The sequence below is a fragment of the Chitinophaga caseinilytica genome, from assembly GCF_038396765.1.
In the GTDB taxonomy this organism is placed as follows: domain Bacteria; phylum Bacteroidota; class Bacteroidia; order Chitinophagales; family Chitinophagaceae; genus Chitinophaga; species Chitinophaga caseinilytica.
Genome location: NZ_CP150096.1, coordinates 1,720,539 through 1,739,211, shown reverse-complemented (window position 1 = coordinate 1,739,211; position 18,673 = coordinate 1,720,539). Strand labels below are relative to the sequence as shown.

Sequence of the window (18,673 nt, the reverse complement as noted above, 5' to 3'; positions counted from 1 at the left end):
GTCGTCTGATTTTCGTGACCTGATGATTGTTTAATCCATTTAACAACTAGCAAACCATCAAACGCATGAGTAATTCTACCCTACCTTTTTCCGCCCGTCAAGGCGAATTAACCGATCCTTCTCAAAAAACCCTGCACATGCAAGAGCAAGAAATGAAGCGTGAGGAACAACAACTGCATCTGCAAACCATCCAGGCATTGGACAGTATTCAATACAGTCCCCGCCCCTCCACGATGGTAGCCATCTTCGATTACGCCCACGAAGCTGCCAAAGAGCGTTAGTTTTTAGTATTTTGCGGGCATGACGAAGAAAGAACGATTCCAATACGTAATCGATTATTTTGAACATCACGCGCCCGACGCTGAAACCGAACTGTTGTACGACAACCCGTATCAACTACTCGTTGCCGTTATCCTGTCTGCCCAATGTACAGACAAGCGGGTCAACATGACCACGCCCGCCATCTTCCAGCAGTACCCGGACATTCCGCATCTCGCCCAGGCTACGTTCGACGATCTTTTCCCCCTCATCCGGAGCATCAGCTATCCCAATAACAAGACGAAACACCTCATCGGCATGGCCAATATGGTGATGGACGATTTCAACGGCGAAATCCCGTCTACCGTGCCCGAGCTGGTGAAACTCCCCGGAGTAGGCCGCAAAACCGCCAACGTGATCACCAGCGTCATCTACCAGCAGCCGAACATGGCGGTAGACACCCACGTTTTCCGCGTGTCTGCCCGCCTGGGCCTCACCACCAACGCCAAAACCCCGCTCCAGACCGAACAACAGCTCCTCAAATACATCCCGGAAGATAAAGTGCACATCGCCCACCACTGGCTCATCCTCCACGGCCGGTACATCTGCATCGCCCGAAACCCCAAATGCGGGGAGTGCGGGTTGCGGAAAGTGTGCAAATATTATCAACAACTGATGAAATCCTAAAAAATAGGAATACCAGGAGTTCTGTTTTTCACTATATTGGAGAAATTAAAAAAATTTAAAAATTCCACACGGTGAAATCCAGCAAGTCCCTCCAACTATCATTCATGATGTTCCTCCAGTACTTTATCTGGGGAGCATGGTACGTATCCATGAACAGTTACATGGCTACCCACCTTCAGTCTACCGGCCAGCAGATCAGTTACGCCTATATGGCGCTGGCCATCGCCACCATGATCTCTCCCGTGTTCGTGGGGATGGTGGCCGACAAGTATTTTTCCGCACAAAAGATCATGGGCGTGCTGCACCTCGTAGGTGCCGGCACGTTGCTCCTGGCCACTACCACCACGAATAACACCGTTTTCATCGGCATCGTGCTGTTTTACTCCTTATTATATATGCCGACCATTGCACTGAGCAACTCGGTGGCGTTCACGCAGATGCAGGACCCTACGAAGCAGTTCCCCTTCATCCGTATGTTCGGCACCGTAGGCTGGATCCTTTCCGGAATCCTTATCAGCAACCTGGAAGTGGAGAAAACGCATTTCATTTTCATCATCGCCGCCGCCGCATCCACGCTGCTGGGGCTGTATAGCTTCACGCTACCCAATACGCCGCCGCCTGCGAAAGATACCGCCATGACGGCATCGCAGGCATTGGGGGCCGATGCGCTCGTACTGTTCAAAGACCGGTCGTACGCCGTGTTCTTCATCGCCGCGGTGCTCATCTGCATCCCGCTGAGCTTCTATTACGGCTTCGCCAATCTCTTCCTCAATGAAGCCGGCATGGAAAATGCGGCCGGGAAAATGATTTACGGACAGATTTCCGAAGGGCTTTTCATCCTCGCCATTCCCTTTCTCCTGAACCGTATCGGCGTGAAGAAAATGCTGATCCTGGGGATGGGCGCATGGATCATCCGGTATATTTTCTTCGCCTATGGCGACAGCGGCGCCAACCTCTGGATGCTGTACACCGGCATCATCCTGCACGGCATTTGTTACGATTTCTTCTTCGTGACCGGGTATCTTTATACCGAAAAGAAAGCAGGGGAGAAAATCAAGTCCGCCGCACAGGGGCTCTTCACTTTCGCCACTTACGGCCTCGGCATGGTGATCGGGACGCTCTTTTCGGGCATGGTGGCCGACTATTATGCCGTCAACGGCGTGCGCAACTGGTCCAGCATCTGGATGGTGCCCGTATACATCGCCGCAGTGGTACTGCTGTACTTCATATTGGCGTTCCGCGACAGAAAAACAAACTGATATAAACGTATAAATCCAAGAAAACTATGGCGAAAATTGCAATGCTGGGGTCCGGGTTCATCGGACGGTTCTATGCAGATTCTTTACAGGGACAACGGAGCCGCGACAAGATCGTGAGCATCTATTCCCGCAGGGAAGAAAGCGCGAAGAAGTTCGCGGAAGACTATAATTGCGATCACTGGACTACCAACATGGAAGAAGCGATCAACCACCCGGATGTGGACATGGTCTGCATCTCGCTTCCCAACAACCTCCACGAAGCCGCTGTACTGGCCTGCTGCAAGGCCAAAAAGGCCGTGATGTGTACCAAGCCCCTGGGCCGCAATGCCGAAGAAGCACAACGCATGATGGAAGCCGTGGAAAAAGCCGGCATCTTCAACGGTTACCTGGAAGACCTCGTGTATACGCCCAAATTCCTCAAAGCGCTCCAGTCCGTTAAAGCCGGCGCGCTCGGTAAAATCCTCTGGGCCAAATCCCGCGAGACGCACCCTGGCCCCCACTCCGATTGGTTCTGGGATAAGGAACAGGCCGGCGGCGGATGTATGCTCGACCTCGGTTGCCATTGCGTGGAAATCGCGCGGAGCTTCATCGGCAAAGACATCAAGCCCGTGGAAGTAATGTGCTGGGCAGACACCCAGGTGAAACCCATCGACGCCGAAGACCATGCCATCGGCCTCGTGAAATACGAAAACGGCGCCATCGGTCAGTTCGAAGTGAGCTGGACCTTCCGCGGCGGCCTCGATCTCCGCGACGAGGTAATGGGCTCCGAGGGCACCATCTGGCTCAACAGCTTCCTCCGCACCGGGTTCGACATGTTCACCACCGGTAAAGGCGCCGATTACGTAGCCGAAAAAGCCGAAAGCAACTCCGGTTGGCTCTTCCCCGTGGGCGACGAGCTGAACGAACTGGGCTACAACCACATGTTTGCCGATATGTTCAACGCCGTGGAAGCCGGGAAAGCCCCGCAGGAAACGTTCTACGACGGGTACGTGGTAAACGCCATCCTCGACGCCGCCTATCGCTCCGCCGCATCCAAGCAGTGGGAGCCGGTGCAACTGCCCGTTTGGCGCGGACAGGAAGGCGTGAAGAAGGAAAAGGCGCTCACCAGCTACAATGAGCAATTCTACCTCATCAAGGAAGAAATGACGCACTTCGGCAGCCAGAAACTCATCCTGAAAGACAAAAAAACCGGCGAGATCATCGAAAAGGTGCTCTGATCCGGCTGACTCGAGATAAAAAAAGCCGTCCCGGAATGCCGGGGCGGCTTTTTGTTTATAAAATGGTCAGTTCATTGCAGCTTGCCGGCATCCGATCAGCGCAGTACGAACCGCGCTTTCCCCAGCGCATGGTTCACTTCCACTTCGGTGCATTTTCCTTTATCGTAATGGTAAACGTTGCGTTTGCCTTCGGGAAGTTGTAATTCGTAATTATGGTTGCCGAGGTGGCGGAGGATGAGCTCCTTGCCCAGGGTTTCGCTGAAAACCGCATGTATGGCCTCCGGCTCGGAAAAGTAGAGGTCGCCCACGCAATAGAGAATTCCATCGGAAGCCAGGTGCCGTGTTTCGCCCTTATGCACGATCACATAGGTTTTCCCGTTCCTTTTGACAGACGTGAGGGGCTCACCGCCCTTCCGCACGGCGATCGATTCGTGCAGCACATTCTGGTGGTAGGCTGTAGTGATATCCACTTCCATCCGCGCCATGAGCTTGGATTGTACCCGGCTTTGCATGGTGATCGTGCGCCCTTCGGGCGTTTGCTGCTGCCTGACGGTTACAGTACCGATGGGATTGTTGCCGAAGTAGATGTCGTACACATAGGAATGAGGGTTCTGGAACGCGGTGGTCAGGAAAAAGACCGGCGCCAGCACGATCGTTGCGATTCGGTTAAATGGGCAGCTCAGGTTCATGGCGGAAAGGGTTACGTAAAACAATATACGAAAAAGGCGGTTACCGCATTTCGCAGCAACCGCCCTTTTTTATTGTTCGTTCGATCGTTTTACAGCAATTCGCGGATTTTTTCCACCAGCTCGCCTTTGGTGATGGGAACGCCCATGATCTTGTTGTACCCTTTGGCGGGGATGAGGAATTGTTCGCGGATGATCTTGATGAGCTGACCGTTGTTGATCTCGGGGATCAGCACGTGGTCGTAGCTGTGCAGGATTTCTTCCAGGTTGCGGGGGAAGGGGCGCAGGTAGCGGATGTGGGCATGCGCTACTTCGTGCCCTTCGGCCAGCAGTTCGATCACCGCGCTCTTGATGGCGCCGAAAGTGGAACCCCAGCCCAGTACGAGCACTTTACCTTTCTCAGGCCCTACTTCGATATCCTGTAACGGAATATGATCTGCGATCTTATCTACCTTCTCCTGGCGGATTTTCACCATCAGCTGGTGGTTTTCCGGATCGTAGCTCACGTTGCCCGTAATGTTCTGTTTCTCCAGGCCGCCGATGCGGTGCTCGAGGCCGGGGGTACCGGGCACGGCCCAGGGGCGCACCAGGTTCTCGTCGCGCTGATAAGGCAGGAAGGTTTCTTCATCTTCCGCGAGGCCTTTCTTGAATTTCACTTCGATTTTCGGCAGATCGGCCTGTTTCGGGAAGCGCCACGGCTCCGCGCCGTTGGCGATATAACCGTCGCTGAGGAGGATCACCGGTGTCATGTGCTGAACAGACAGTTTGAACGCTTCGAACGCCATATTGAAGCAGTCCGAAGGCGTTGCGGCGGCTACCACGGGCATGGGGCATTCGCCGTTACGGCCGTAGTATGCCTGCAGGAGGTCCGACTGTTCCGTTTTGGTGGGCAAACCGGTAGACGGGCCACCGCGCTGGATGTCGATGATCAGCAGGGGGATTTCCAGCATTACCGCCAGGCCCATGGCTTCGCCCTTGAGCGCCACGCCGGGGCCGGAAGTGGTGGTGATGCCCATGTGCCCGCCATAAGACGCGCCGATGGCGGAGGCGATGCCGGCGATCTCGTCTTCCGCCTGGAAGGTGCGGATGCCGAAGTTTTTATACTTGCTCAGCTCGTGCAGGATGTCTGACGCGGGCGTGATCGGGTAGGTGCCGAGGAAAATGGGGAGGCCGGATTGCTGTCCTGCCGCTACGAGGCCGTAAGACAGCGCCGTATTCCCGGTGATGCTGCGGTAAGTGCCGGGCTCCATGCGGGCTTTTTCCACCTTGAACCGCGAGGCGAAGGCTTCCACGGTTTCGGCGAAGTTGTAGCCGGCCTGGAGCACTTTCAGGTTACTGTCGAGGATATCGGGTTTCTTGCCGAATTTGTCGGTCAGGAAGTTTACCGTGCTGTCCATATCGCGGTCGTAGAGCCAGTAAAGGAACCCGAGCACGAACATATTTTTGGCGCGGTCTTTTTCCTTCATGCCGAGGGGGCTTTCCTTGAGGGCTTCCCGGGTCATCTTGGTCACGTCCATGGTATGGAGCTGGTAGTTGGCGAGGGAGCCGTCTTCGAGGGGATTTACGCCGTCGGGGTAATTGGCCAGGCGGAGGTTTTTGGCATCGAAGCCGTCGGTGTTGGCGATGATGATGCCGCCTTTTTTGAGGCCTTTCAGGTTGGCTTTGAGGGCCGCGGCGTTCATGGCTACGAGTACGTCGCAGGCATCGCCGGGGGTGAAGATGCGGTTAGACGAGAAATGCAGCTGGAAGCCGCTCACGCCGGGAAGCGTGCCCTGGGGCGCGCGGATCTCCGCGGGGAAATCGGGGAAAGTGCTCAGGTCGTTGCCGATGAGCGCCGTGTTATTCGAGAATTGCGTACCCGTCAGCTGCATACCGTCGCCACTGTCGCCCGCAAATTTTATCACTACATCCTCTATCTGTTGAATCGTTCTATCGGACATTTGATGTTTGCTTTATGATGATATATATAATGGACAAATATGTTGGCCTGCGGCCGGACCTGGGGGTCGGTTTCACAGGCTGCTACAAAAATCCCGTAAAATTACTGAATCAGCCGCATTTCCGGCGACCTTTTCCCGCCTCAAAAGTATACAAAACCAGTAGACTTTTCCCATAACTAAATGGAATGCCCCATTCCATATGTGCTTACTGTTGTTTTTCCGGCAAGGTATTTGTTATTTTCTGACCCGTGAGAAAATGATGTGAAACAGCAGTTCCGTTTCGTTTGAAACCCTTCACAGGAAAGGAAATTGCCAAACTAACGTCAACGACACTACGTAAATAAGTAGTATTTAGGATCGCCGCAAACCCAGTGTGTTAAAGGATTTATAAAGATTTGTTAAAGCGGCGAATTTTGATCGAGTGGCATGGTAATTGCAAAAAACCCAGTAGTGATCAATATTTCAGCACTAATAAGTTTGTTTATTGAAAACGTTTACTTGAACCATTCTTTATTATTAAACCTTAAAAATTGTATGCTATGAAAAGAGCAAAAATGAGTTTGTTAGCAGTTGCGGTCGTTGCTTTCGGCGCATTCGCCTTCAAAGGAATCGCAGGCGGTACCATTTCCGGTAAAGTAGTTCCCGCAGACGGTGCTACCGAAGCCTGGGCAGTTTCCGGGACCGATACCCTGAAAGCAGCCATTGCCGACGGAGCCTTCTCTTTCGCAGAAGCAGCAGCCGGCACTTACACCGTGATTGTTGACGCCAAGGAACCCTTTAAAGACGCTACCATCACCGACGTGAAAGTAGAGGACGGTAAAGCTACCGACCTTGGCGAAATCAAACTGGCACAATAAGTAAATAGTTGGTTTTCATAGGGGTTAATCAAGCCGGTCCGCCTTGCAGAGGCGGCCGGCTTATTTTTTCCCGCACTTCTGGGGGTAGCAGCCCCTTTCGCCGTCATTATTACATCCGCCTCCATTGCGGAATACCCCTTTAAAAAAAGACAGTAATGAAAATGACGGCTAAAAAAGAATCAGTTATCGCCCTTGGCGGCCTCGGCGCCGGGCTCCTCCTCTGCCTCCTGGCTATCTTCGGGCTCATCCTCACCGGCTGCAGCCGCGAAAACGTCTTCGGCTCCGGCCGCATGATCACCGAAGAACGGGCGGTAGGCCCCTTCAATGAGGTCACCATCGATGGTTCTATGGACATCGTCATCGAGCAGGGGCCCAACGTTCCCCTCATCGTGGAAGCGGAAGACAACGTGATGCGCTACGTAGAAACCTATGTAAGCGGCACCACGCTTCGCATCAAAATGCGCAACGGCCTCAATCTCAGGAAACATAAACAGATCAGGGTGCAGGTACAAAGCGAAGATTACCGCCGGGTCGTTTTCTCCGGATCGGGCAGTATCACCGCACCAGATACCATTCATACCACCCAGTTTACCGCCGAGCTGAACGGCAGTGGCGACGGCCAGCTCAAAGTGGACGCCAACGAAGTGCGCTTCTACCTCAACGGTTCCGGCAACATCCGGGCCACCGGCAAAGCCCGCGATTATTTCGCAGACATCAGCGGCAGCGGCAACATCCAGGCGCAGGAAGTGAAATCCGTCAATGCCGACGTGCGCATCAGCGGTTCCGGCAACCAGTCCATTTCCGTGACAGACAACCTGAAAGCCAAAATCGCCGGGAGCGGGAACATCCGCTACTGGGGCAACCCGGCCGTAAACGTCAACATCACCGGGTCCGGAAAAGTCATCAAACAATAGCACCACCGAAAGGACACAATGAATACAAGCGCTGTACTGTCATCCGCCATTCGTCCAGACCGGCGATTCACGAAAGCTCAAACCGGTTATTTTTGCAATATGTCAGAAAACGACCGGTTATTGCAACTACTACGGGAAGATGAACAACAGTTCATGAAAGCCCTCTTCCAGACCTACTTTGCGCTCGTGTGCAAGTCGATTTACCGCCTTGTGCCCGATATGGCCACCGCGGAAGACCTGGCGCAGGAAGTTTTCATCAAGGTCTGGAACCGGCGCGGGCAGCTGGGGGAGGTCTTCTTCAAGGCTTACCTGCATCGCGCGGCGGTGAACATGGCGCTGGACCATATAGACAAGCACAAGCGACGGGGCGGCCCTCCCCAGGAAATCGGGCCGGCGGCGGAAGAACAGCAGGCTACCGCGCCGGTGGTCCACCTCGCTGAAACGCAGACCCGCATCCGGCAGGCGGTAGACGCCTTGCCGGAAAAGTGCCGGGAGGTTTTTGTCCTGAGCCGGTACGAGGAAATGAGTTACAAGGAAATCGCGAGCGCCATGCAGATTTCCATCAAAACGGTTGAAAACCAAATGATCACGGCGCTAAAAAAATTGCGCCATTCGCTCAGGGAATATTTGGAATGACGATGCTTCCCTACACCGACCACACCATTGTCATGAAGTATTTCCAATCAGAAAAAAACTAGCATGTTGAGCAACGAACATATGGATACACTGATCGCCCGAGATATCGAGGGTACGATCTCCGGGGCCGAAAAGCAGGAGCTGGCAGGCTGGCTGCAGGAAGACCCCTCCAACCAGGCCTATTACGACGCACTGAAAGATACCTGGCACCTGGCGGCCGACGCCTGGAACGAAATGCCCGAGCCCGATACCGCCGCCAACTGGGAACGATTTTCCCAGAAGATCGAAACCGCAGCGCCCGCACCGTTGAAAGTAGCTCACCGCGGCCGCAGCAAATGGCTCGCCGCCGCCGGCGTGGCCGCTATCATCGCCACGGGGATCACGATCTTCTTCAACCGTTCCGATAAAAACGTGACCCTCGCGGCCACCACCGAAAAACAGCTTTTCACCCTGCCCGACGGCAGTAAGGTATACCTCAACCGCAATTCCACCCTGCAATACAACGAACGCTTCGCGCAAAACAACCGCGACATCACGCTCCAGGGCGAAGCCTTCTTCGACGTAGCGCCCAACGAAACGCACCCGTTCATCGTGCACGCCGGCGCCTCGCAGACGGAAGTGCTCGGTACTTCGTTCGGCATCAAAGCATATGGAGAAGAGCCGGTACGCCTCAATGTGGTAACGGGGAAAGTCGCTTTCTCGAACGCCCACCGCAAATCAGACGCCCTCGTGCTCACGGCAGGCCATGCCGCTACCGTTCAGGCAGACAACGATCCCAAAGCGGAAACAGGTACCGATCCTAATTTCACTTCCTGGAAAGACGACCGCCTCGTGTTCCAGCACGTTCCGCTGTCGGCCACGTTCGAAGCCATGGAAGACTATTTCGGGATCACGATCAAGGTAGACGACCCTTCGCTGGCAAACCTGGATTATATGGGAACGTTCGATCAGCCGGACGTAGACAGTATGTTCAAAGTGATCGCGGCATCTACCAACGTAAAGATCGTGGAGGAAAGCAAAGGCGTTTATTCCGTTCGTAAATAACCTTGCCATAGTTCAAATAAGCACCACTTAAAAAACAACGACATCCGGGCCCGTGGGGCCCGGATTTTTTTATGCGCTGCACCAACAAAGCCCTCTGGTAACGGCCATTACTCGATTGCGGCGCACGAACGATCGTTAAAGTCCGCAGGATGGGTGGTTTCATCGAAGGAAGCGGGGGAATTGCATGATGATTTCAGCGCACGAACGATCGTTAAGGTCCACAGGACGGGTGGGTTCATCGAAGGAAGCGAGGGAGTTGCATGATGATTTCAGCGCACGAACGATCGTCAAGGCCCACAGGACGGGTGATTTCACCGAAGAAAGCGAGGGAATTGCATGTTGATCCCGGCGCAAAAAAATCCGGACCTGTGAGGATCCGGATTCTTTTTATTGACGGGGGGCGCTGAAAGATCAGGCGCCGCCGAGTTTGCATTTCTGGAGTACTTCCCAGGATTTGCCGTTGTGGCGGAGGAAGTACAGGTTATTTACTTTGAAGGAAGCCGTGTATTCCTTGTTTTCGTACTCGGGCCAGGCTTTTTCGAAAGTAGCGTCGTCGAGGTCTTTGAAGGCCACGGTTACGTGGGGGTGAAACCGGTGCGGGCGAGCATGGTGCTGAAGCCGAATTCCTTCCGGAGGAAGTTGATCAGCTGGCGGTGCATGGCGCTCATGGTTTCAGATTTCTCCACGTTGATGAAGAGGACGCGGTTCTGTTTGTTGGGGAATGTGCCGAAGCCGTTGAGGCCTACTTCGAAGGGCGCCTGCGTTTTGGCGAACTCGGTGAGTTCTTCGCAGAAGGCTCTTTCGAGGCTCGGGTCGGCGGTGAAAGGTACCTGCAGGGTAATGTGCGGGAGCACTTTCAGTGCGTACATCGGGCCGTATTGCTCGGCGAATTCCTGTTTTATCTTGATGATCTCCTTACCTACTTCAGCAGTAGGGAGGAGCGCGATGAAGTAAATTTTGTTGTCGGGCTTGGGGGGACGCTGACCGCCTCTGAAGCCGCCCTGGGGCCTGCCTCCGCCGCCTTGCGGGCGACCGCCGCCATATCCGCCGCCACCGCCGCGGTTGAAACCACCGCCGCCACCGCCGCGATCGTATCCACCACCGCCTCCGCGGTTGAAGCCTCCGCCTCCGCCGCCACGGTTGAAGCCACCGCCTCCACCGCCGCGATCGTAGCCGCCGCCTCCGCCGCCGCGGTCATATCCACCGCCACGGTCGTAGCCACCGCCACCGCCGCCACGGTCATATCCGCCGCCGCCACGGTTGCCGCCATAGCCGCCACCGCCACGGTCGTATCCACCGCCGCCGCTGCCGCCGCCATAGCCTCCGCCACGGTTGCCGCCGCCGTATCCGCCGCCGCCTTCAGGCCGGTCGCGGTTGAAATCGCGGTCTCCTCGGTTGAAATCACGGTCGCGGTATCCGCCACCGCCTTCGTTGCGTGGGGTGTAACCACCACCTTCGCGGTTATAGGCACCTTCGCGGTTGAAATTACCGCCGTCGTTGCTGCGGGGGGTGTAGCCACCTTCGCTGCGCGGGCGATAGCCGCCTTCAGAACGTGTGTTGTTAAAAGGACGTTCCTCGTCTTTGCCAAATTCGGGTTTCTTGGAATAACCGCCCTCCTGGTCTTGGTTGGGTTCTTGCGGATCTCTGCTGTAGCCAGGAGAATACTTTCGGGGGCGTTCGTTTCTCTCAAAATTCATCTTACTTGATTAAAGCGTGTTTGAAGCAAATTTTTCAATGATTTCATGAAAATGAAATTCACCTACTTGTTAAAACTAAAAATGATTAAAATTTTATTATTCATCCGCCGGCGCGTAACCTGCATAACGTCAGGATGATTGATAATGTTCAATTTATACCGGCTTCCGTTTAAACCTATTAATTAATTTTCTCAACTTTTTTTAATGGAATCGCAAAGATAATTTAGTGCCGCATAGCGTAACAACTTTTTCGCGGAAATTTTCTAATTAATCCTCACATCCAGCTCGACAGGAATTCTAAAAGGTAGTTCTGGCAAATGGTTAACTGGACATCTCATCCAAACCGCGCTTATAGGGCTACCGATATAAGACCTGGTAAATTCATTTTTGCCTTGAGATACACCTGCATCAAATTCATGAGTAAGTTTTTCAATTCTTATTCATAGCACCAGGATAAATTGTCTTCACTGCGCCAGTGACTATTCACTGAATTGGCACCCACACAGTGCCAAACGCTGTTCCCATGTAATATACAAAAAATCCGGCGTATCCGGTCAAGCCTCCGGGCAATATTAGCACAATACTACCAATCCAATCGTTAATTTTTTGCAAAAATGGTATAAACGGAAGGATTTCTGCATCGAAATGCACATTCCTGTTGGAGCGCCCGCCAGCCCCGGGTTTCCCGCCGGCCAGCAGGCGCTTATTTCAATCCGTTGATTATCAATCCCCATCAAGCAGGTTGCCCAGTCCACCCAGGATGCTGCCCTCTTCCTTCCGGGCACCCGTTCCATACGCCAGCACCCGGCTCGCCAGGCGACTGATCGGCAGGCTTTGCAGCCATACCTTGCCCGGCCCGCGCAGCACCGCGAAGAAGAGCCCTTCTCCACCGAAAACCATGTTCTTCACCCCGCGAACGAACTCAATGTCGAAGTCCACCTGCTGGGTATAAGCCACCACGCAGCCCGTGTCCACCTTCAGCACCTCGCCCGGCGCCAGTTCCTTCTCGATCACGTAACCGCCGGCGTGTACGAACGCCAGGCCGTCGCCCTCGAGCTTCTGCATAATGAAACCCTCTCCGCCGAAGATCCCCGTCCCCAGCTTGCGCTGAAACTCGATCCCCACATTCACCCCGCGCGCCGCGCAAAGGAATGCGTCTTTCTGACAAATGACTTTGCCACCCAGCAGGCGCAGGTCCATCGGGATGATCTTTCCCGGGTAAGGCGACGCGAAGCTCACGCGCTTCTTGCCGTTCCCTACGTTCGTGAAACAGGTGATGAACAGGCTTTCCCCTGTGATCAGGCGCTTGCCGGCCGACATCAGTTTGCCGAAAATCCCCTGTTTGGCCCCGGAGCCGTCCCCGAAAAGGGTTTCCATCTTGATCTCCTGGTCCATCATCATGAAACTGCCGGATTCGGCCACTGCGCTCTCGTTGGGGTCCAGCTCGATCTCTACGATCTGCATTTCCTCCCCGTGTATCTTGTAATCGATGTCGTGATTGTTCAGCATAGGTTGTTGGCGTTTTTTGTCTTGCTCAAAATTACATGCTTTCTAGCGGATCGCTTTGCTTTTTTTCATCAATCGTTGCAGCTGCGGCCACATCGCCTCCAGCTGGCGCACAAACCCCAGATCCGTCAGGTGCACCCCGTCGATCGTGCCTTCATGGTCTTTCCCGATCAGGTTATCGGCCGGTAAATAATACAGCTGTTTATAGCCTTCCGATTTCAATTTCGTATAGGCGTTTCTGATAGCATCGGTTTTCTCTTTCGAAATCTTACCGATCTTCTGGTCGAAATACCCGTTCTCCCGGATCACTGATTCCACGAGCAGGATCGGCACTTCCGGCCGTTTGTCGAGCAGGTGCTTGATGAAGGGATAGGCCCTTTCCCTGATTTCTGCCGGCGAAGGGTTGGGGATGCAATCCAGCACGAACACGGACGCGGGCATTTTGGCCAGCAGTTCCGCCACGGGGAATTCCATCTTGCCGTTACCGCTGAAGCCCAGGTTCACCACATCCCAGCCCGTTTTCCGCTGAAGGATGGAGGAATACACCATGCCCGCCCTGCTGGCCGACGCGCCCTGCAGAATGCTGGAACCGTAGATCACGATGCGGTGCGTGGTATCGATTTTAGGGCTGGCAGACCGTTGCAGCGTGGCTTCCGGCGCTACGCCGATCTCCAGCGAAGTCAGTTCGTTATAGGTAGGCAGATAGAGCATGAACTGCCGCATGGTGCCGTCCATATTGCTGACGAGCGTATATTCGTTGGCGGTTGTTTTGTCGCCCGGCCGGCCGATCCCCGCCCATTGCCATTTACCGTTGTTCCAGGCGTACAGGTCGAGGCCGCTGTGACAGATGGGCGTGATGTTGGTGTGGAAGAGCCCGCTGCGAAGGCCCCATTTGGCTTTGATGTACGGACTGTTCGTTTCGAAGATCACGGCGATGCCGGAGCTGTGCTTCGACAGGTTTTTCACCGCCGGCGTCAGGGCCCGGTCGAGCACGGTATCCAGCCGCTGGTACACGGGCTCGGTGGGGAGGCCTTTGCCTACGATCTGGAATTGGCGCGCGTCGGTATAACGGGCATTGTCCTGGCCGTAGGCCCAGGTAAGGCTGCTGCCTGCCATCAGCAGGGTAAGTATCCAGTTTTTCATAATGCGAAAAATAAGAAGAAGGCGGCAGGCATGAAAGACCGGCCATAAAAAAAACCGTCCCGAAGAATCGGGACGGTACTAGTTAACCTACAACTGTTACACTGTTTGCTTTGATTAAAAACAGTCTCTTAATTCATTTTCACCTTTTCGGCGTGGTGCGCATGGCCATTGTCGTGCGCGGCGTCTTCCGGGTGATTGAAGAAATGATATGGGCGCGGCGACATATAGTTCGGGTCGTGCAGTTTCCTAACGGTTTCCCTTTTCGAGAACAGTTTGAGGAACAGTACGAGGAACGGAACGTATTTGAGGCCGCGGGGCAGATGGTAAATGTCGAGCACGTCGATGCAGCGCTTGTTCATGGCGTACATTACGGGTACGAGGATCAGCGTCAGGAAGGTGGCGAAGATCAGGCCGAACACCATGGTCCAGGCGAGCGGGCCCCAGAAGGCTACGTTGTCGCCGCCGAAGAACAGGTGCGGGTTGAATTCGTCGAACAGTTTCCAGAAGTCGATATTGAGGCCTACCGCCAGGGGGATGAGGCCGAGCACGGCGGCGATGGCGGTGAGGATTACCGGCGTCATACGGGTACGGCCGCCTTCTACCACCGCTTCGTTGAAGGGCACGCCCTGCATCACGAGGAGGTCGGTGAATTCCACGAGCACGATCCCGTTCCTGGCCACGATCCCTGCGAGGGCCATGATACCTACGCCGGTCATCACGATGGAAATATCCATTTTGAAGATGGCGAAGCCCAGGAACACGCCGATGATGGAGAAGAGGATTTCCAGGAAGATCACGAAGGCGCGGCCCACGGAGTTGAACTGGGTCACCATGATCAGGAAAATGAGGCCGATAGCGAGTGCCAGCGCCAGCCCGAGGAAGTTCATGGTTTCTGCCTGGTCTTCCTGCTCACCGGTCATTTTTACGGTGATGCCATCCGGCGGTGCGAATTCCTGCACGGCCGCGGTGATCTCGGCTACCACTTCGTTCGGGTTGAAACCTGTCAGCACGTTGGAATACAGCGTTACCACGCGTTTCTCGTCTTTATGTTTGATGCCTGCGTACGTGTTGCTGTAGCGGATATCGGCCACGGCGCTCAGGGGCACCTGGCGGATCACGCCGCCCATGTTCATGTCGCGGTACGTGAGGTTCAGGTTCATGAGGGTGTTGATATTGTTCCGCTGGTCTTCTTTCAGGCGAACGGTAATATCATACTCATCGTCGGGGTCGCGGAATTTGGAGGCTTCCACGCCGGCGAGCGCGATGCGCAGCGCCTGGCCGATCTGGCCGGTGGAAATACCTTCGCGGTTGGCGCGCTCACGGTCGATGTTCACGATAATCTCGGGCTTGTTGGCCTGGAAATCGCTCTTCAGCTCTTCCACCCCGCCAATCTGCAGGCTATCGAGATAGCGTTTCAGTTTTTCGGAAGTCATGGCCAGTTGCTCGAATTCATCGCCGGAGATCTCGATGTTGATGGGTTTTCCCGTCGGCGGGCCGCCCTGTTCCTGTTCTACGGTGATATCCGCACCGGGGATGCCTTTCACGGCATTCCTGATTTTATCGAGGTATTCGAGGGTCGATTGACCGTTACGTTTCGAAAATTCCACGAAGGCGACGGTCACCTTGCCTTTGTTGGGATAGGTGCCCTGGTCCATGGAAGCCGGGTCTGTAGCGCCCACGGCCACGTTGGAGATGATGGATTTTACGAGCGGATTGTCTTTGCCCACTACTTTGGTGATGCGTTGCTCCACGATATTGGTCACCGAATCCGTTGTCAGTTCATCTGTACCGTTCGGCAATTCAAGGTAAGCGAAGATGAAGTTCGGGTCGGCGGTGGGGAAGAAGACCACTTTGGGGCTGCGTATCATGGTGAGCACAATGCTGAACACGAGCAGGCCAAAGGTGGCGAGGAGTATCTTGACCGGCCTCCAGCCGATGATGCACCATTCCAGGATCCGGCGGTAGCGGTTTTGTACGCGGGGCCAGATGTTGGACTGGAATTTCCTGGCCACGCCTCCCAGCCAGAACCTTTCGATCGCGATCAGGAGCCAGATGAAGATCACGAGGTTCCCTGCGCCCATGCTTCCCATATAACCGATCAGCGCCGCCACGGCGAACACGATGGTCAGGATGGTGAATTTGCGGTTAAACGTGGGCTTCGGATGCGCATCGCCTTCATGGCGGTCCATGAAATCCACCGCGAACACGGGGTTGATGATATATGCCACGAAAAGGGACGCGAGCAGGGTTACGATCAGCGTTGCCGGCAGGAAGAACATGAACTTACCGATGATGCCCGGCCAGAACAACAGGGGGAAGAACGGCGCTAGTACGGTCATGGTACCGGAAAATACCGGCAGGAACACTTCGCCGGCCGCGATCTTCGCGGCTTTTACGATCCCCAGGTCCCGCCGCTCATAGAAGATACGGTGTACGTTCTCGATGACCACGATGGCATCGTCTACCACGATCCCCAGTGCCAGCAGGAAGGAGAACAGTACCATCATATTGAGGGTGAACCCGAACGCCGGCATGAAAAGGAAGGCGATGAACATGGAGATGGGCACGGAAGCGGCTACGAACAGCGAGTTCACTGCGCCCATGAAGAACATCAGTACTACCGTCACCAGGATAAAACCGATGATGATGGTATTGATAAGATCGTGGAGGGTGATGCGGGTAGACTCGCTCTGGTCGGCCGTGATGGTTACGTCGAGGCCTGGAGGCAGGAGGTCTTTTTTTGCCTCGTCTACCAGTTGGAAGATTTTATCGGACGCATTGATGAGGTTTTCGCCACTGCGTTTGATCACGTTGAGGGTGATAACGGATTTTCCGTCGAGGCGGGCGTAGCTTTCCTGTTCCTTATGGGAATCCACCACTTCGGCGATATCCCGCAGGTATACCACGGCGCCCGAGGAACCGCGCACGATGATGTCGCGGATGAGGTTGGGGTCTTTGTATTCCCCTTTCACCGACAGCGAGCGCTTCATACCGTCTACGCGGACGAGGCCGCCGGAGATGGTGCGGTTCTCGTTCGCCACGGCCATCATCACATCCTCGAAACTGATCCTGGCCGCGTCCATTTTATATTTGTCGAGGTTGATCTGGATTTCGCGCTCGAGGGCACCGATAATGTCTACCCGGGTAATTTCCGTCAGACCTTCGATGCGGTCCTGCATTTCGTCTGCATATTTCTTCAGCGTCTGCAAGTCGAAATCGCCCGACATGTTTACGTTCATGATCGGTACTTCCGAGATTTCCATTTTGGTGATCATCGGTTCTTCGGTGAGGTTGGTAGGCAGGTCTTTTTTCGCTGCGTCCACTTTTTCCCTTACCTGGATGCCGGCTTCGAGGAGGTTCTCGCCGGGTTTGAATTCGATGATGATGGCGGAGAAGTCCTGGATGGAGGTGCTCGTGATTTTGCGCACGCCCGAGATGGATTTCAATTTTTTCTCGATAGGCTTGGTCACGAGGGTTTCCATATCCTCAGGGGAAGTACCCGCGTTGATGGTGGAAATATAATATTGGGGGAACACCACTTCCGGAAACTGTTCCTTCGGCAGTGCCCTGTATGCGATTATACCGGCGATGGCGATGATGAGGGTGACCACGTAAATGCTCACCTTGTTATCGATCGCCCAGCTGGTCGGCCGGAATTCTTTTTCTAAGTCCTTCATCGGTTAATTTTTTAAAGTTGGCCGGTTACAGCTTGATAAAGTCGTTGTCGTTCAGCCCCTGGAAACCAGTGGTGATAATCTTGTTCCCGGCTTCGAGCCCAGATTTGATTTCCGCCTTATCGTCATAGGTCCGTCCCATTTCGATATAGTTCCGAACGGCCTGCAACTTATCGCCCGAGCCTTTCACGGTCAGTACGTAAGGTTTGCCGAGCGAATATTGGATCACGTTCACAGGTACTACCACGGCGTCTTTGGCGCGATAGTCCACGATGCGGATCTGTGCGAGCATGTTGGGATGCAGGTCTTTGTTTCCTGAAACCGGGATCTCCACACGGATCGTACGGCTGAGCGGGTCGATGGTGCGTGAAGCAAAACCGATTTTGGTGCGGAAAGAATAGTTGATATCGGGGAAGGTCACTTCCACTTCATCGCCAGTTTTCACTTTTCCGGCGAAAGCTTCGGCTACATTTGCTAAAACGCGCAGGTTGGATGCGTTTACCACGCGGAAGGCAGGGTTACCGGGCGCTGCTGCATCGCCAATCTTGGCGATCACCTGATCTACCGTACCGTTGATGGGGGAAATGATCCGGGTGAGATTGATCTGGTCTTTCATGGTGGCCATGCTTTTTTCCAGGGCTTCTTTCTGCGATTTGGCGGTCAGGTATTGTACTTCGGAGCCGATCTTCTGGCGCCAGAGGTTCGCCTGCTTGTTGTAAAGGGTGGTAGCCAGGTCTAACTGGGTTTGCAGTTCCGCGAGGCTTGCACGCATCACCTGGTCGTCTACCTGCGCCAGCGTCTGGCCTTTGATTACGGCCTGACCTTCGCGGACGAGGATCGCTTTGATAATGCCGGGCGACTGTGCCGACACCGCTACGTTCTCACGGGCGTCCACGTCTCCCTGGATATCGATGAAGTGTTCGAAAGTGGAGGTTTCCACCTGGGCGATGGTGACCGTTTTCGTTTTCACGGTGGTGGAATCTCCGGCTTTGAGTTCTTTTTCGAGGGTTTTGATCTCGGCGTCCAGTTTGGCTTTCTCCGTTTTGAGACGCACGAGTTTATCGGCTTTCTTTTCTTCTCCGCCGCCGCAGGCTGCCATGAGGGCTACTAGAGGGAGAACGAAATATCTTTTATTCATTGGAAGTTGATTTATAG

The 18,673-nt window shown here is 54.5% G+C and carries 14 protein-coding genes and 1 pseudogene; 8 read left to right on the top strand and 7 right to left on the bottom strand.

The annotated features are described in order from the left end of the window. Window positions 1-137 precede the first annotated feature (137 nt). The 4 genes from WJU22_RS07455 (at window position 138) to WJU22_RS07440 (ending at window position 3,421) form a co-directional block, all read left to right on the top strand. Window positions 138-281 (top strand): hypothetical protein, encoded by a 144-nt coding sequence (locus tag WJU22_RS07455; RefSeq protein ID WP_341842614.1) that lies wholly within the window; start codon window positions 138-140, stop codon window positions 279-281. Window positions 282-300: 19 nt separating this feature from the next. Continuing rightward, the gene (gene nth, locus WJU22_RS07450; protein ID WP_341842613.1) at window positions 301-945 is read left to right on the top strand and encodes an endonuclease III; all 645 of its coding nucleotides are present in this window, start codon (window positions 301-303) and stop codon (window positions 943-945) included. 71 nt (window positions 946-1,016) lie between these two features. Next, on the top strand, window positions 1,017-2,204 hold the full coding sequence (locus WJU22_RS07445; protein WP_341842612.1) for a nucleoside permease: 1,188 nt from the start codon (window positions 1,017-1,019) through the stop codon (window positions 2,202-2,204). Window positions 2,205-2,230: 26 nt separating this feature from the next. Then, entirely contained in the window at window positions 2,231-3,421 is a 1,191-nt protein-coding gene (locus WJU22_RS07440; protein WP_341842611.1) for a Gfo/Idh/MocA family oxidoreductase, read from the top strand. Window positions 3,422-3,516: 95 nt separating this feature from the next. On the opposite strand, the gene WJU22_RS07435 is transcribed toward WJU22_RS07440, so the two are convergent. Further along, the gene (locus WJU22_RS07435; protein ID WP_341842610.1) at window positions 3,517-4,110 is read right to left on the bottom strand and encodes a DUF6134 family protein; all 594 of its coding nucleotides are present in this window, start codon (window positions 4,108-4,110) and stop codon (window positions 3,517-3,519) included. An 89-nt stretch (window positions 4,111-4,199) separates the two neighbouring features. Further along, window positions 4,200-6,047, bottom strand: a complete 1,848-nt coding sequence (locus WJU22_RS07430; RefSeq protein WP_341842609.1) for a 2-oxoacid:acceptor oxidoreductase subunit alpha — start codon at window positions 6,045-6,047, stop codon at window positions 4,200-4,202. A gap of 539 nt (window positions 6,048-6,586) precedes the next feature. Between WJU22_RS07430 and WJU22_RS07425 the strand changes: the two genes are divergently transcribed. From WJU22_RS07425 to WJU22_RS07410, 4 genes are all read left to right on the top strand, one after another. After that, on the top strand, window positions 6,587-6,904 hold the full coding sequence (locus WJU22_RS07425; protein ID WP_341842608.1) for a carboxypeptidase-like regulatory domain-containing protein: 318 nt from the start codon (window positions 6,587-6,589) through the stop codon (window positions 6,902-6,904). Between the two features lie 155 nt (window positions 6,905-7,059). After that, on the top strand, window positions 7,060-7,818 hold the full coding sequence (locus WJU22_RS07420; protein ID WP_341842607.1) for a head GIN domain-containing protein: 759 nt from the start codon (window positions 7,060-7,062) through the stop codon (window positions 7,816-7,818). A gap of 120 nt (window positions 7,819-7,938) precedes the next feature. After that, complete coding sequence (locus WJU22_RS07415) at window positions 7,939-8,454, top strand: RNA polymerase sigma-70 factor (protein ID WP_341842606.1); 516 nt, start codon at window positions 7,939-7,941, stop codon at window positions 8,452-8,454. A gap of 63 nt (window positions 8,455-8,517) precedes the next feature. Then, window positions 8,518-9,498, top strand: coding sequence for a FecR family protein (locus WJU22_RS07410; protein ID WP_341842605.1), 981 nt, complete (start codon window positions 8,518-8,520; stop codon window positions 9,496-9,498). A 411-nt stretch (window positions 9,499-9,909) separates the two neighbouring features. Here the strand turns inward: WJU22_RS07410 and WJU22_RS07405 are convergent. The 5 genes and pseudogenes from WJU22_RS07405 to WJU22_RS07385 all read right to left on the bottom strand — a co-directional run bounded on the left by WJU22_RS07405 (window position 9,910) and on the right by WJU22_RS07385 (window position 18,656). After that, window positions 9,910-11,195 (bottom strand): annotated as a pseudogene (locus WJU22_RS07405) (2'-5' RNA ligase family protein). 723 nt (window positions 11,196-11,918) lie between these two features. After that, the gene (locus tag WJU22_RS07400; RefSeq protein WP_423736681.1) at window positions 11,919-12,704 is read right to left on the bottom strand and encodes a TIGR00266 family protein; all 786 of its coding nucleotides are present in this window, start codon (window positions 12,702-12,704) and stop codon (window positions 11,919-11,921) included. Window positions 12,705-12,746: 42 nt separating this feature from the next. Then, window positions 12,747-13,844: an SGNH/GDSL hydrolase family protein gene (locus WJU22_RS07395; RefSeq protein ID WP_341842604.1), complete on the bottom strand. Its 1,098-nt coding sequence runs from the start codon at window positions 13,842-13,844 to the stop codon at window positions 12,747-12,749. Window positions 13,845-13,972: 128 nt separating this feature from the next. After that, a complete protein-coding gene (locus WJU22_RS07390; RefSeq protein ID WP_341842603.1) occupies window positions 13,973-17,521 on the bottom strand; it encodes an efflux RND transporter permease subunit in 3,549 nt (1,182 codons plus the stop codon). A 25-nt stretch (window positions 17,522-17,546) separates the two neighbouring features. Next, window positions 17,547-18,656, bottom strand: coding sequence for an efflux RND transporter periplasmic adaptor subunit (locus WJU22_RS07385; protein WP_341842602.1), 1,110 nt, complete (start codon window positions 18,654-18,656; stop codon window positions 17,547-17,549). Window positions 18,657-18,673: the final 17 nt, after the last annotated feature.

Coding starts and splice junctions, on each gene's coding strand:
- WJU22_RS07390 (WP_341842603.1), bottom strand. CDS start 17,521: ATGAAGGACTTAGAAAAAGAATTCCGGCCGACCAGCTGGGCGATCGAT.
- WJU22_RS07455 (WP_341842614.1), top strand. CDS start 138: ATGCAAGAGCAAGAAATGAAGCGTGAGGAACAACAACTGCATCTGCAA.
- WJU22_RS07385 (WP_341842602.1), bottom strand. CDS start 18,656: ATGAATAAAAGATATTTCGTTCTCCCTCTAGTAGCCCTCATGGCAGCC.
- WJU22_RS07435 (WP_341842610.1), bottom strand. CDS start 4,110: ATGAACCTGAGCTGCCCATTTAACCGAATCGCAACGATCGTGCTGGCG.
- WJU22_RS07400 (WP_423736681.1), bottom strand. CDS start 12,704: ATGCTGAACAATCACGACATCGATTACAAGATACACGGGGAGGAAATG.
- WJU22_RS07420 (WP_341842607.1), top strand. CDS start 7,060: ATGAAAATGACGGCTAAAAAAGAATCAGTTATCGCCCTTGGCGGCCTC.
- WJU22_RS07425 (WP_341842608.1), top strand. CDS start 6,587: ATGAAAAGAGCAAAAATGAGTTTGTTAGCAGTTGCGGTCGTTGCTTTC.
- nth (WP_341842613.1), top strand. CDS start 301: ATGACGAAGAAAGAACGATTCCAATACGTAATCGATTATTTTGAACAT.
- WJU22_RS07440 (WP_341842611.1), top strand. CDS start 2,231: ATGGCGAAAATTGCAATGCTGGGGTCCGGGTTCATCGGACGGTTCTAT.
- WJU22_RS07410 (WP_341842605.1), top strand. CDS start 8,518: ATGTTGAGCAACGAACATATGGATACACTGATCGCCCGAGATATCGAG.
- WJU22_RS07430 (WP_341842609.1), bottom strand. CDS start 6,047: ATGTCCGATAGAACGATTCAACAGATAGAGGATGTAGTGATAAAATTT.
- WJU22_RS07395 (WP_341842604.1), bottom strand. CDS start 13,844: ATGAAAAACTGGATACTTACCCTGCTGATGGCAGGCAGCAGCCTTACC.